Below are 13389 nucleotides of genomic sequence, written 5' to 3' on the forward strand. Positions count from 1 at the left end.
AGATTGATCCGAGCAGCCAAGTGGATATTGCCGAAGTCCAGATGCTTGGAAGGCGTAACGCTGAGGTCAGCATTCACCGTCACACTTTCACTCTGCTGGAGCATAGCGATGACCAGGTAGTCAGTGAGGCCTTGCCGGTAGTGCGTGAACAGAACGTGCCCGCCTACAGAGAGATTCGATTCCTCCATTAACCTTGTCAGGTGCTCGACTGCGGTACGGCTGAACTCGATGAAGTTGCCGCCATCGATAAAGGTCTGCAACCAGCCGCTAAGCGGGAAGGTACCAGATTGAGCATGGAAGAAGCCCCACCCTTTGCCGGTCTTGGCGTTGTAGGCAATGTTCAGGTCATTCAGCAGGTTTTCGGTTGCTTGCGATTCGACCAGCTCAGTGTCGCTGACGTGCAATACGGCAGGGCTGCCGCCTGGCTTTTTGTCGATCTGGTGGATGATGCTGTGGCGGATGGGCATAGATTTACCTCGGAATGGCGCCGCCCTCCGTGACCGGATGCGCAGCGTGATTATTTGTTGTTCGTGACGCTCGGGCGTGACAGTTACTGCAAGCGGATTAATTCGGCCAACTGAGTGTCAGTCATGCGATCCGCACCACGGATGAAGCGCGATATCAAATCCTGCTCTTCATCAATTCCGCTGCGCACCATCACCCGTCTCAGTGCGGCGTCATCGTTGTGATAAAGGGCTGTGACAATCTTTCGTGACAGCAACAGCGCTTCTTTTTCCTGTGCACTCAACTTGTCCCGCGAGCGTTGTTCGCGCTTGCGTTCGTTGGGAGTTTTGGCCATAGGCTGCTTCTTCTAATCCGCTGGGCGGCAGGTGATGTTGAATTTGGCGAAGGCGGCGGTGCGCAGAGGTGGTGGTGCGTTTCAAACGTGGCTGCCGAAGAAGGCGAAAATGGTCAGCATCACGCTGATGCGCAGTGCCCAATCGCGCAGGAAGCGGCCGAACTGTTTCACATCGAACTGATCCTTCTTGGCTTCCAGCTCGCGAGCGTGGGCGGTCGCATTGTTGTGACCGAAGCGTTCGGTGATGATCCTGCCCGTGGCGCGCTCGATCACTTCGAAAGTGTTGCTGCCAGTTGGCTTGACGATGAAGCGAGGAGCCAGCGGCGGGGCAATGACGTTTGGCTTCTGGTAGAAATCAGCTGTGGCTTGGCGTGTGCGTTCGCGCAACCCATCGAGAATGGCGCGGCGCTGAGTGAAGGTTGGGTGCATGGTCGGTCCTCGACAGGGTTACGGGTATTCGTCAGCGCTCAAGCGTTGGACTGAGTACTCACGAATAACCGCAGGAATGAAAAAGCCCAGTCGAAACCGGGCTGTCTTGCGCTCTCAACAACGCCTCCGTATGTGAGAGCAAGGCCGGGGCGCGCAGAGTCGGCGGGCCCTGGTAACTACCGCAAAGGCAAAGATCTGCACCAGTAAGCCGCGGTGCTTGGTGTAGGCGTTGTTGCTGAACCCGTCCAGGTATTCAGCGACGGCAAGCACATCGAGCTGACCTATCAGCTGATCCCCCAAGTCCTGCCGGTAACGCTCCAGCTTGAATTGGATCTCTGCCAAAGTGCGAGCGGCATAGTCGCGATCTTTCAGCCATTCAGCCTCAAAGCGCTCCACCAGATTGCGTATTGTGGGTAGGCGATCGCCTGTCAGGATTATGAGCAGTTCACCGTCACCGGCCATTACAGGAGCCAGCTTCGCGTTGGCAGCCATGGCAAGCTTGATGGCGTCTTCAAGGGGGCGGTTGATGCTGGTCATCAGGCCGGTGATGGGGTTGCGGCACCGCCAGTATTTGCCATTGGGGTAGAGGTTTGGGGGAAGCTTGCGATTTTTAAGAGTGCGAGGCCTTGAAGCCATTACCCAAGCTCCAGCATCTGAGCGAGCAGAGGATCACTTGATCCCATGATTGCGGCCTGCAGGTCTACGAAATACATCTCGCCTTTTACCTCACCCAGCACTTCGCCTTCTTCTATCCATTTTTTGATTTGTTGCAGGCTGGGTTTACCCCCCGCGTAACGCAGCTTTCTGTATTCACCGGCCTCCATCAAGCGAGGGAGGCGGGCAGTGATCTGTGTATTGATCTTTGCCATGTTGATTCCATTCTCTGGGGGGAGTTTATGAAGTGAGTGGATTCTTTCGGAAAGCCCAGTCGTGGCCGCACTGACGACAGCGGCCGAGTAGGCGCCCTGTTGCTTTAAGCTTGTCCGTAGAACTAACGGTGCTAATCTTGCCGGCAATCACCTCGTAGCTAACTAAGTTGATGAACTCTTCGTTAATCTGAAAGTACCGCCCGTCGCAACGGGTGCATCGGGCGTCGATACGTTCGCCAATATTTTTTGTAAGCATAGAGATGGCTCTATGTCTCCCGCAGGCTGCAGTGCCTGATGGGGTTGGCTAAATATCTTGTCATTAGCTTGAGGATTTCTAGGGTGTGATAATTATAGCTCTGTAGCGTGTGTTGCGAATAATCTGGCCCTGCTCTGGGGAAGAAAGTTTGGCTTAATATATTTTAAAATGTTTTTTGTTTTGCATTACGTGAGAAATAAAAAGCACGAATTGTGCTGGGTTTTTTGGTGGTGCGAATTATAAAGTTAAAGAAAACCCAGTGCGCCTGGGTTTTCTTGGGAGGAATGCTATTTACTTGATGGAGTATTTTTCTTGGTAATGAATGCTGGTTCTTTCCAGTTAGGCCCGTTTCTGTAGCCTCCGTCTGCATGCTCAATCAAGCCTTCCAGCGTCATGGCCTCAACGAGCTTTAAGAGTTCAATATTGTTAGAGATATTTGCCCAGTTATTTCTGCTGTAAAGTCTATCCAGAGCAGGGTATGAGATAATTTTTTTATTTCTAGTAGCAAAAAGAATGACATCTCGTGGGTTTTCTGTAATGACTACGTCATTAATGTCGTTCATCTTATTCTCCATATACTTGTTTGTTATCAGCGATTATTGCATCTGGTGTATAGAATAAATCAGAAGAATCTTTGAGTTTGAAGTCTTCTAGAGTTGCAGTGTGAGCGTTATTCCATACGTTTCCTTCAATGCCGTCGGCAACCCCAAGAGACCTGTATCGCTCAAGCTCCCTCAGTTCGTGCGTGTAAAAGCGTTTGTCGACGTCAGTGATAGCTGTTTCGCCCTTTAGGATTTTTCCGAGACGCTCAGTCATGATTTTATTGGCATCTGAGGGGGCGAATCGCCCCGTATGCAGTTTTACCAGATCTATGCCGGCTTTAGTGACCGAAGCTTTCTTCCAGTCGAGATTTTGGGTTGGGCCACCAGCTTGGTCGGGGTTGTACATGCGTCCGCTGTGTTGGCCTTTGGTGGTTGCACCCTCATAGGGGGAGTTAAATACTGCATAAATAGGCTGCAGTCCAGAGTCCACTGGGAAGCAATAAATACAATCTTGAAGATCCAATTGGCCGACAGCTGGCAAGGTTTGAGCTTTTACCTCAATTGGAGTCAGCGTCAAGCCGGTGTAAACGGGGACATCCACGGGGGTTATAGGCGTTGTTGAGGAGCTGTTGCCTGGCGAGGCAATAGGGAATACTAAGATGCGTGGTGGGGTACTCGTCGTGGTGAAGGTGTAAGCATTTAGCGCCCTGTCGAGCGTCAGAAGTCTTACAGGGACCTTTGGCGAAAGTCCGCCACTGGCTTGTGTAGCAATGACTGAATACTTTGTAGAATCTCCGTAAATTCGATATGGAACTTCCACAGTTCCTTTTGCCAATGCGACCTTTAACCATTCTGCAGCAAGATTTTTAGTCGGATGATTGACAAGAATGCTTGCGGGGAGGGTCAGAGTAGTTTTTGCGCGGTCTGGTGGGTAAAGATCGCTATTACCAAGGTTGGATGGCCAAAACAATGTGGCAAACGGAATCCATCGGCTCGCTACACTTGCAGTGGTTTCCAAGGTCGCAGCGTGCTTCAGTGATTCAAATAATGCTACAGCGGCTTTCAAGACTGCATCCAGTGTCAGCGCCGAGCCTGGTGATAGAGCAACAGATCCCGCCATTGCACTCAGTTGTGCGGTTCCGGTCGATGTGATAGTGGAGGTATTAAGCAAAAGTGATAGTGCTGTGGATTTAGCTTCGAGTTGCTCAATAAGTTGAGCAATGATTTTGGCATTCTTAGCCGCTCTGTAAGAAGATTCGTAGCTATTTAGTATTTCATTGGTGCGTACAGGGAACTCACGAATAACAAGCCCCATAGATTTAATACCAATATCTGTCCGCTGTGACTTGGAAAGTACTAGGGGGTCTCCCCCAGAGAAAGTGTTAGCGATTCTGATGGTGGCTTCGAGGTTCTGTTTTCGCGAACTGACCAGATTGTCGATAATCGTTTTATTGCCTGCAAGGCTTTGCGGGGTTTTGGTGTTGCTGGTACCTGCCGCAGCGAGATCTTGCTCAACCAGAGTACTCAGTGGGGTAGTAAATTTTGCATAAATTGCTTCAACATGATCTTGTACTAGTTGGAGTTTCTGAATTATGCGCCCTCGCAGATAATGTAGGTTCAGCCCTGCTGTCAACTGATTAAGATCGGTTTGGCTCATGCCTCTCCATTCGCTACCAAAGTTGCTTGTGGTACCTATATTTCCTCTTCCTTCCATACTCATGCCTGTGCCGCCTGGCATCCCATCCATGCCGACGGGTGGTTCATTGGCAATAATATGAATTGCAGCAATTTCCATAATGGATTCCTATAATAAAGGGGGGTACTTTGTTTTTTGGGTTTTGTAAGAGTTGATGCTGGTTTTTTGAATTTCTTGTTCGTGTGTCCTTATATTGCGGTTCCTACGTTTGGGAGATTGCTACATGAAATGTGTATCGATGCATATTCGATATGTTGTAGTTAGGGCTGGGTACGGTGAAAATTATGTTTACAGAGCTGTTAATTCGACTTATCTGTGAGCAACATAAGCTATGATGACGGTCATTATTATTCCGATGCGTAATGCCCAAATGTGAAGAGCTTTTCCGAACAGTTTGACACTGCTCCGCTTTGCTTGGGCACGTGTCCGGTGGCGTTGTTATGTCCGAAGCGCTCAATAATGATCTTGCTGGTAGCGTGCTCAATTAATGCGAAATTGTTTCCCCCCGCTTGGCTTGACGATGAAGCGAGGAGCCAGTGGCGGGGCAATGACGTTTGGCTTTTGGTAGAAATCAGCAGTGGCTTGGCGTGTGCGTTCGCGCAACCCATCGAGAATGGCGCGGCGCTGGGTGAAGGTTGGGTGCATGGTCGGTCCTCGACAGAGTTACGGGTATTCGTCAGCGCTCAAGCGTCGGGCGGAGTACTCACGAATAACCGCAGAATTGAAAAGCCCGGTCGAAACCGGGCTGTGTAGCGCTCTCAACAACGCCTCCGTATGTGAGAGCAAGGCCGGGGCGCGCGGAGTGGGCGGGCCCTGGTAAGTTAAATGTGCATGGCTGCAAATCCTCCGTGTTGTATTGGGTGGTAGTGAGTGCAGGGGGCCGCCAAGCGGTGTGTTCTCGTCCGCATCCCAAAGCCCACTCAATGAATGGGCAGAAGTGATGCTGTCCGTATTTTTCAGCCGATCAACTCGACCGCTTCGGCGCGGCGTATCAGGCGCAGTTCGGCGAAGCGGCGTTCAGTGGGGCGGCGGTCGCGGCGGGCCATTTGGTCGTCAGTGGCGGTGTGCATGGCGATCAGTCCGGCAAGTAGCAGGCAGAGCGGGGTGATGATCTGGCGGCGCATCGCTTCAGCGATCAGTGCGCCTTGGCGATGAACGCCGAGTTTGAACATGGCATTGGCCAGTCGCTTGACCACGGTGCCCGGTGCAATGCCGAACACTCTGGCGATCTCCTTGGCGGTCAGGCCTTGAGCGACCGATAAGACGAATTGCAGCTCTCGCGGCGCAAGGCCACGGCCGAGGTGGCCTTTCCATGCGCCGTCAACGATTGTCGATTCCATGATGTGCTCTCGGTTGTTTTCCCAATGCACCCGGTTGTCCAGGTGCAGCGGTGAAAGTGTCCGTGACGCGCCCAAGCCCGCTTCTGGCGACGGCTTGGGGGTTCTGCATCAAGTTGTCCTGGTGCGCTGGCGTAGGCCTACCTTTCGGTTGATGCGCGGTCACATCCTCGGCCTCACTGTCCGCTGCCTGTAGGGGTGTAGGGCGCAGCCTTCAGGCTTGCCACGCCACGCAGGTGGATCGCTCAAATGTGCATTGGTGCAAATCCTCCATTTCTAACGGTGGGTTACTGCACGCCGACTTACCGAGGTCGATACGGCAGCACTCAGGGAGGCTCCAGCCTATGAGTGCGCTAACGACCTTTCCCGTTCGGCGCTGTGTATCAATTCGTTGTTAAAGAGCGTTCGGGTTGCCCCTGGCATCTCTGCCGTGCTGACGGTGTGTGTCGGCGATGGGTGGACTATACGAATCCTCATAATTGCAGTCAATACGCTTTCGCATAATTATTTTTAAACGCATAGAAAAGCCCGCTCAAAGGCGGGCTAGGGGTGCTTCAGACTTCTTAGCTCAAATGGGATGCTTTTATCTGAAAATTGATTTCGGCATTTTCCCGTCAACAACGGTTCCCACGATAACCCAGGTGTCGTCCATGGGGATTATTGGGAACGAAGGGTTAAGAGGTTTCAGGTAAAAAGTGCCTGAATCCCTAATGAATTGCTTGAAGGTGGCTTCGTTTGAATCTATCAGCTTGGCAACGACGAACTGACCAGATCGTGGCTCAAACTCAGGCGCGACAAGTATTAAAAAGCCTTCTGGGAAAGACGGACCTATAGGGCTAGTCATTGATGGCCCCATAACTTTTAGCCAGAACCCGTGCTCACCAGCCCATACGTCTGACGTGTGGCTTGCACACGCGGAAACATTACACAATTCCATTGCTTCAGACGCAGTCCCGGCTTGTACCCAGCTAATTTCTGGGTAGCTAAATGATCTTGAAGGCTGCAAAGCCAGTTCTACGTTGGCATCGAAGCTTTTGGATTCATCAGCTCCGCCGAACATCAGCCAGTTCGGGGAAACCCTCAGTACGCGAGCTATTTTTTCAATAGTCGGGCGCCTCGGGCTCGCACTTTCGCCGGAGAGAATACGGTTGATCGTAGGCTGAGGGACGTCAGCACGGCGCCCCAGCTCACTCTCATTCAGTCCCAACTCAAGCATCTTGGAGCGAAGCCGCTCAGCAACATCCATAAATCACCATACGTTCACGCATTAGTTGAATTGTATTGCGTGGAGCTATCCGTTTTCGTATGATTTACTATGAAATTAATCATAGAGATAGCGCTGTGACAGTTAAATCAATGCTTGCAAGCCTGTTCCAGCTTGGTCTGTCGCAGGCAGAGATCGCCGAAATTTGTGATTCAACTCAGCCAACTATCAGCCGTGCGGCTAATGGAGCAATGGTTCGTTACGAATTGGGAAAAGCGATTGAAGAAATTTACCTGAAAGAAACCAAGGTGCGCGAACCCAAGCAGGGGTAGGCCGTTCGCCGTTGAGTTGATTATCCATCCATTAATGTCAGTTCAGTAGCGCCTCGGATTAGCTGGTAATCCATCCAGTAGCCAAATCGCAGGCAAAAAAAAGCCGGTGGCTAGACCGGCTTTTTACAGCTTCACAACATATTTCGGGATCCATTATGAGCGCTAACCGGCTTGTAGGCAACTGGGCAGCATTCGCAGTACTTCATGCAGCGGTTTCTTGCCCTTCAATGAATATCAACGGAGCGCAGCTGTGAGCGTTCAAGCTATGTCCTGGGCTCTCGCCCTACCAAAACAAACCTTAGGAAATCCTTCTGCCCGTCACGTTCTTCTCTGCTTGGCCAACTATGCCGGAAGTGATGGTCGTGGCGCATTTCCGTCTGCCAAGACCTTGGCCGAAGACACCGGTCTTGGAGAGCGGACAGTTCGTTTGAAGCTTGATGAGCTTGAAAAGTCTGACTTCATCGTCCGAGGGAATCAGGCGATCGCAGCAGCCTATATCGATCGCTGTGATCGGCGCCCCGTTGTATACGACCTACAGATCAAGCGGGGTGCAAACGCTGCACCCCGTAAAGAGCGGGGTGCAGGAGAAAGCAGAGCGGGGTGCAGTTCACAGCAGAACGGGGTGCAGGAAAAAGCAGAGCGGGGTGCAGCAGCTGCACCCAATACATCACTTAACCATCAATCAACCGAAGAGCAGCAGCGCGAGCTGTCCGTGGTGATTGTTGAGCAAGATCGGCAAGTGTTCGCCGCCGTCGATGACCGCCAGCGCTTCGCCATGTTTGCTCAGTGGCTACCCCCGGTAAAACCCTTAGCCGACCAGATGGCCATTGCAGGCATTCCTGGTGACTTGTTGACCGACGAGGTGCTCGCAGGGTTCAAGGGCTTTCACGTTGCAAGACCATCGACTATCGATAGCGCCGCCGGTTGGTGTTTCCGGCTAGTTGCCTGGATCAAACGTGAGCGTGTGAAAACTGCAGGGGCCAGTCCCCAGGCTGGAACGACCGGGTTCGACGATGACGACACCACCTGGATCAATGGAGTTGAAGCATGAATCAAGTTTCAGTTATCGCCACTGGCCTGTGGGCCAAAGTGCAAACCGGCCAATTCATTGCTGCCGGTGAAAGTGAAAACGCTCGGCCCGCTGCGGGACTGTCTGAGGCGACAGCCAAGGTGATCAACGGTCTCTTTCGCGAACTGCGCTCGATCTTTCCTGCCTGGAAGCAAGCATGGCCGGACATGGCGACGTACAAAGCTGCCAAGCAGCAGTGGATGCAAGGCTTTCTCGAAGCGGGTATTTGCAGCACTGAGCAACTGAGATTTGGACTGATGCGAGCGCGTCAGGCTGCCAAGGACTTTGTGCCCAACGTGGGTGTGTTTATCGGTTGGTGCACGCCTACGGCGGAAATGCTGGGGCTGCCGAAACTTGCCGCGGCTCACCGCGAAGCGTGCCGCAATGCGCACCCGTCAATGGCGGGACAGGCGCAGTGGTCCCATGACGCGGTTTGGCATACGGCCAAGGAGTGCGGGTTTGAAAACCTTAACCGTCTTGCCCATGACCTGAGCATCAAGCTGTTCGAGCGCAATTACACGATCACGGTTCGCCGTGTTTTGGCGGGTTTGCCACTGCAAAAAATGCCGCTGGCCTTGCCGCCACGCAGTATCGAGCGCAGCGCCCCTGAGGTTGGTAACAATGCGTTGGCGGCATTGCGCGCCATGCGCTCGGGAGGTGCTGCACATGCCTAATCCCAATCTGGCCCCGGTGGAGCCGAGTGCTTACCGCTGGGCCGTTCACTGCTGTGCTCACAAGTTGGATTTGAGTGATGGCCCTGACCGCGCCGTTGCCTTGTTTGAGCATGAAAGCGTGGCTCGTACCTTTGGCCGCCTGATGTGGCCTAACACTTACGAGGTTGTCGACCGGCAGCCTCAACCTGAAGGTGCCCTGTGAACACCAAAATCCAAACCCTGACCGTCAAGCTGTCCGACGCCGAGATTGGGCGCAATGCCAAGCTTGAGCATGTTCGAGATTTGCGTGATGCCGGCCATCCTGCGCTGCATTTTCGGTTTGGCAAGAACCGCACCCGGGGCTCCTGGTACCTGGTCAACAAACGCCGTTGGCACCGTATCGGCGCGTTCCCGGACTTGAGCGCCAAGCAGGTGCTGGCCGCGTTGCCCTCTGTACGCCTGCGGGTTTCTGCTGATGCTGGCTCGGCCATTTCGCAGTGGGCGACCACGGGTGAACTGCTCACCTGGTATGCCGATCGCATGGCCCGTGACCGCAATCTTTCGGCCAAGCGCAAGAATACCGGCGCCTCGGCCATGAAGTGCCATCTGTTGCCGCGCCTCGGTGACTTGCCGTTGGTTGAGGTCAACAAGGCGGTGCTCGACAAGTTGCTGATGTGGCCGCTGCAAGAAACCCTCTCAATCGATTACGTTCGTCTGGCGTTCCAGCTGCTGGCCTTGGCATTCCGACAGGCCTTGGCACTGGGCCTGATCACGTCCAACCCGATGGCGGGCATCAAGTTCAAGGACTTCTCCAAGGCCAAGGTGAGCATCAAGCCGTCTCGTTTGCGCGGCGTGCAGTTGCAGGACTTGCTCGGTGAGTTGGGACGGGTGATGGGTAGCGAACCGGCTGATGCCATGCTGGCCCTGATGATGCTGTGCCACGGCACGCGCATTGGTGAGACCCGGCAAGCGCGCTGGTCGCATATCAGTTTGGCCGAGGGCGAGTGGTTTATTCCGGCGGAGCACACCAAGACCGGTGTTGAGCATCACCTGCCCCTGACTGAGCAAGTTCGTAGCCTGTTGATCCAGTACCGAGAAAATCAAATCGCCCGCGGTTATGAAGGTCAGTACCTGTTCCCGGCACGCAATGGTAAGGCGTTGAGTGAAGGGCAGTCTTTCGCAGTGTTTACCCGCTTGGGGAAGGGCGAGTGGACCAGTCACGACCTGCGCAAGCTTGCGCGCACGGGTTGGGCTGTTCTCGGTGTTGATCACTTGATTGGTGAGCTGCTGATCAACCATGCGATGGGCCACAACGTGCAGGTGTACATCCAGTCGGACGTGATGAACCGCAAGCGTGATGCGCTGGAGAAGTGGCACGCGCATCTAGATAAGAAGGGTTTGAACCTGATCCACGGGCAGACAGGCGTTAGATTCAAAGAATCCGGTAATACGCTGGAGGCCGCTAACGGCGTGGCATGCAGCACCATTCAGAAATCAACCATAGGCGAGGATTAAAAATGGTATTTCAGCATGCTTTGGCTTGTCTGGCCTGCGACTCAATCGGTGAGGTCGGTCGCCTTTCGGCCCGCTTCCACAACGCATTTCCCGACTTGAAGGTGTGCTGGAAGTGCGGCTCTCAACAAGGGTGGCGTGACGCCGCTGTCTATCGTGTTTCCACGGGTGTTTGGTTCAATCCGCTGACTTGGGGATCAGGCTGCTGGGTCGAGAAAAAAGGGGATTGAGCATGGCTATTTACAAAGACGTGATGGGCACCCTGGTGCGTGTGCTTGCGGCAGACAACATCGACAACTCAACCAAGCAAAGCTGGCAGAAACTGATTGATGCTGAATTACGTTCGGGCGGGCAGGGCGCTGGTATCTCGGTGCGGGACAAATTCGATTACGACTGCTGCCTGTATGCGCTGCTGCACCGCGAGCTGGCCCCGGCTCAGTGGGATGTGCTGGTGGCGAAGTACTCGACGCACAAGGCCAACAAAGTCGCGGCCATAGGGCGGTTAATCAATCGAATTTCCTCACCAGCACCGCAGCTATTCATCTACAAAGCCGTGACTGCCTGGGCCATTCCCAAGCTTAAGGGCGTTCAGTCTGGTAAGCGCTCAACAGACATGATCGTGCTGCCTGCCGAGTTCTATGACATGAACACCTGGGATCTTGAAGCATCGCCAGAGCGCACTCGTAGAGACTGGAGGGCTGGTATTGGCAAGCGTCTGGAGGCACTTGAAGAGGGGGCTGTTATCCATGCCACCGAGATATTCGACGCCGAAGAAATCTTTATTGTTGCCGCTTGACTGACTCGCCGACTCGCCGTAAATTGGACCAATCATGTCGATCCTGCGTGTGGTGATACTGAATAGCCCGCAATGACAGATAACCAAATCTCAAAGCCCAGCCATCGCGCTGGGCTTTTTCGTTTCTGGAGTTCACTCATGGCAACTGTCCAATTCACCCGCAAAGATGGTGTAGGCAAGCTTCTGATTGATGGCGTAGATGTTTCAAGCGTAACCCACGAGCTGAAAGTTTCTTGTCTGGGCGGAGGCATCCCAGGCGTTGACATTAGTGTTCTGGCATATGGTCATAACGATGTTGTTCTTGATGAAGCGCACATCGTAGTCTCGGGCATCAAAATTCCAGAAAGCGTTGAGGCTGCACTGTACTCTTACCTAAAGAGAAAGCGCGATCTAGTGGACGTGACCGCGCTTTCAGATAGCAGTATGAAATCAGCAATCAAATCCTGACACAAGACTCGCCAGTAGCCACGATAACGAACTCACCGCTTGCGCTTTTGTTCGCTGCTCCACCGCCTTGAACGGTGTAGCCCGCTAAGCCGTTTATCCATCGCGTATGCGTGTCAGAGATGGTGGTTCCATCATGCTGGGTTGTTTCCTCCGTGATTGTATAAACCTTTCCTGAAGGACCTTTCACTTGGAACTGGTCAGTTTGAATAGTTCGCGTAGCTGCCATTGGTTTCACTTCGTTATAGCTGTAGGAGCAATGACGATAGCATGAAGCCATTACGGCATTGATACACCACTAATTTCAAGCCCAGCCATCACGCTGGGCTTTTTCGTTTTCGGCCCTGCCACACCCGTCGCTCCAAGCCGGGAGTGCTGTCGGGGCCGAGCTTATTTCACTCCCCACAAGGGAGGACACCGGATGCCTCATATGCCTGATAAGCCAGACACCTGGGTGATAGCGCTCGCGTGGCTGAGCCAGCACTCGCCAACTATCTATGCGGCCTTAGCGTCAGCCGCGATGGCAGTGGCACGCATCATCTACGGAGGTGGTACTCGGCGGCAGGCGATGCTTGAAGCAACCATCTGTATGTTGCTCACCACCAGCCTGATTGCGGTGCTGGAGTACTTCGGCCTACCGTCCAGCCTGGCTACACCCGCAGGCATTTGGATTGGCTTCTTAGGTGTGAAGAAGATCGCTGACTTTGCTGATCGCTTCGCTGACTTCAAGCTGCCACGGCGATCTGAATGATGGCCTGCAACGGATGCGCCGCCCGGCGCGCACGACTTAAAAAGTGGAAGGCGATTGCATATGAACGAGCCGCAGAACTCCTTGGTAGGCCTGTTAAACCAGGTACTGGCCGAGCAGATCAAGCAAACCGCGATCCTCGAACGGATAGCGACTCAACAGACCCAACTGATCACAGCGTTGGCAGACGAGGGTGATGACGAACCTGACCCGGATGCATTGCCGCAAACCTATATGAGCGGAAAGCGTATCTGATGGCCAAGCTACCTAGCCTCAAGTCCCGTATTAAACCGCATGAAGGCCGCAAGATGACCTCACTCGCTGAGGCTGCGGGCAGCGAAGGCTGGGGTTCTGGTCGCGGCGGGCGTCCTTGGCGTCGCAAGCGAGAGACCATTTTGTTGCGGGACCACTACACCTGTCGTAACTGCGGTCTGGTCACTCACAGCCTTGAGGTTGACCACATCGTTAACCTGGCCCAAGGCGGTACCGAAGACGACAGCAACCTTCAGGCGCTCTGCATTCCTTGCCACAAGGCCAAGACGGCCCGCGAATCCATGGCTCATCTCGGCTGTTGAGATTCACAGCTTGAGCAAGGGGGGGGGCGGGTCAAAACCTCCAGACCTTTTGTCTCGGACACCACCCCCTCCCGCACGCGCACATTTTTTCCCCTTTTCAGGAATTTTTGTTAATGGCTTTAACACCC

Annotated in this window: 20 protein-coding genes; 10 read left to right on the forward strand and 10 right to left on the reverse strand. The window is 53.6% G+C overall.

Features of this window, described 5'->3' with window-relative positions; translation table 11 throughout:
* The 10 genes from ACP7A4_RS22350 to ACP7A4_RS22395 form a co-directional block, all read right to left on the reverse strand.
* A partial coding sequence (locus ACP7A4_RS22350) for a nucleoid-associated protein (RefSeq protein WP_426248380.1) occupies positions 1 to 467 on the reverse strand: 467 nt, incomplete at its 3' end.
* Between the two features lie 83 nt (positions 468 to 550).
* The gene (locus ACP7A4_RS22355; protein WP_426248382.1) at positions 551 to 799 is read right to left on the reverse strand and encodes a hypothetical protein; all 249 of its coding nucleotides are present in this window, start codon (positions 797 to 799) and stop codon (positions 551 to 553) included.
* 81 nt (positions 800 to 880) lie between these two features.
* On the reverse strand, positions 881 to 1228 hold the full coding sequence (locus ACP7A4_RS22360; RefSeq protein WP_203302785.1) for a hypothetical protein: 348 nt from the start codon (positions 1226 to 1228) through the stop codon (positions 881 to 883).
* 114 nt (positions 1229 to 1342) lie between these two features.
* Complete coding sequence (locus ACP7A4_RS22365) at positions 1343 to 1864, reverse strand: phage integrase Arm DNA-binding domain-containing protein (protein WP_426248384.1); 522 nt, start codon at positions 1862 to 1864, stop codon at positions 1343 to 1345.
* The gene (locus ACP7A4_RS22370) at positions 1864 to 2097 is read right to left on the reverse strand and encodes a hypothetical protein (protein ID WP_426248386.1); all 234 of its coding nucleotides are present in this window, start codon (positions 2095 to 2097) and stop codon (positions 1864 to 1866) included. Before ACP7A4_RS22370 ends, ACP7A4_RS22365 begins: the two co-directional genes overlap by 1 nt.
* 543 nt (positions 2098 to 2640) lie before the next feature.
* Positions 2641 to 2916: a hypothetical protein gene (locus ACP7A4_RS22375; RefSeq protein ID WP_048365325.1), complete on the reverse strand. Its 276-nt coding sequence runs from the start codon at positions 2914 to 2916 to the stop codon at positions 2641 to 2643.
* 1 nt (position 2917) lies between these two features.
* Positions 2918 to 4690, reverse strand: a complete 1773-nt coding sequence (locus tag ACP7A4_RS22380; protein WP_426248388.1) for an S-type pyocin domain-containing protein — start codon at positions 4688 to 4690, stop codon at positions 2918 to 2920.
* Between the two features lie 381 nt (positions 4691 to 5071).
* A complete protein-coding gene (locus ACP7A4_RS22385) occupies positions 5072 to 5236 on the reverse strand; it encodes a hypothetical protein (RefSeq protein WP_239658799.1) in 165 nt (54 codons plus the stop codon).
* Between the two features lie 311 nt (positions 5237 to 5547).
* Complete coding sequence (locus tag ACP7A4_RS22390; RefSeq protein WP_426248390.1) at positions 5548 to 5931, reverse strand: LuxR C-terminal-related transcriptional regulator; 384 nt, start codon at positions 5929 to 5931, stop codon at positions 5548 to 5550.
* A gap of 580 nt (positions 5932 to 6511) precedes the next feature.
* Positions 6512 to 7174 carry a LexA family protein gene (locus ACP7A4_RS22395; protein WP_426248391.1) on the reverse strand — a complete coding sequence of 221 codons (663 nt, stop codon included), beginning with the start codon at positions 7172 to 7174 and terminating at the stop codon, positions 6512 to 6514.
* A gap of 59 nt (positions 7175 to 7233) precedes the next feature.
* On the opposite strand from ACP7A4_RS22395, the gene ACP7A4_RS22400 reads away from it, so the two are divergent.
* From ACP7A4_RS22400 to ACP7A4_RS22445, 10 genes are all read left to right on the forward strand, one after another.
* The gene (locus ACP7A4_RS22400; protein WP_426248392.1) at positions 7234 to 7464 is read left to right on the forward strand and encodes a hypothetical protein; all 231 of its coding nucleotides are present in this window, start codon (positions 7234 to 7236) and stop codon (positions 7462 to 7464) included.
* Positions 7465 to 7729: 265 nt separating this feature from the next.
* Positions 7730 to 8515: a helix-turn-helix domain-containing protein gene (locus ACP7A4_RS22405; protein ID WP_426248400.1), complete on the forward strand. Its 786-nt coding sequence runs from the start codon at positions 7730 to 7732 to the stop codon at positions 8513 to 8515.
* Entirely contained in the window at positions 8512 to 9207 is a 696-nt protein-coding gene (locus ACP7A4_RS22410) for a replication protein P (RefSeq protein WP_426248393.1), read from the forward strand. Before ACP7A4_RS22405 ends, ACP7A4_RS22410 begins: the two co-directional genes overlap by 4 nt.
* Positions 9200 to 9409 (forward strand): hypothetical protein, encoded by a 210-nt coding sequence (locus tag ACP7A4_RS22415; protein WP_426248394.1) that lies wholly within the window; start codon positions 9200 to 9202, stop codon positions 9407 to 9409. The genes ACP7A4_RS22410 and ACP7A4_RS22415 overlap by 8 nt, the downstream gene beginning before the upstream one ends.
* Entirely contained in the window at positions 9406 to 10701 is a 1296-nt protein-coding gene (locus ACP7A4_RS22420) for a tyrosine-type recombinase/integrase (protein ID WP_426248395.1), read from the forward strand. The genes ACP7A4_RS22415 and ACP7A4_RS22420 overlap by 4 nt, the downstream gene beginning before the upstream one ends.
* Positions 10702 to 10930: 229 nt before the next feature.
* Complete coding sequence (locus tag ACP7A4_RS22425) at positions 10931 to 11494, forward strand: hypothetical protein (protein ID WP_426248396.1); 564 nt, start codon at positions 10931 to 10933, stop codon at positions 11492 to 11494.
* A 138-nt stretch (positions 11495 to 11632) separates the two neighbouring features.
* Positions 11633 to 11941 carry a hypothetical protein gene (locus ACP7A4_RS22430; RefSeq protein WP_426248397.1) on the forward strand — a complete coding sequence of 103 codons (309 nt, stop codon included), beginning with the start codon at positions 11633 to 11635 and terminating at the stop codon, positions 11939 to 11941.
* 418 nt (positions 11942 to 12359) lie between these two features.
* Positions 12360 to 12689: a phage holin, lambda family gene (locus tag ACP7A4_RS22435; protein WP_426248398.1), complete on the forward strand. Its 330-nt coding sequence runs from the start codon at positions 12360 to 12362 to the stop codon at positions 12687 to 12689.
* 60 nt (positions 12690 to 12749) lie between these two features.
* Positions 12750 to 12941 (forward strand): hypothetical protein, encoded by a 192-nt coding sequence (locus ACP7A4_RS22440; RefSeq protein ID WP_426248399.1) that lies wholly within the window; start codon positions 12750 to 12752, stop codon positions 12939 to 12941.
* 53 nt (positions 12942 to 12994) lie between these two features.
* A complete protein-coding gene (locus ACP7A4_RS22445; RefSeq protein ID WP_088500079.1) occupies positions 12995 to 13261 on the forward strand; it encodes an HNH endonuclease in 267 nt (88 codons plus the stop codon).
* Positions 13262 to 13389: the final 128 nt, after the last annotated feature.

Source organism: Pseudomonas sp. TWR3-1-1 (genome assembly GCF_049896545.1).
GTDB lineage: Bacteria > Pseudomonadota > Gammaproteobacteria > Pseudomonadales > Pseudomonadaceae > Aquipseudomonas > Aquipseudomonas weihenstephanensis.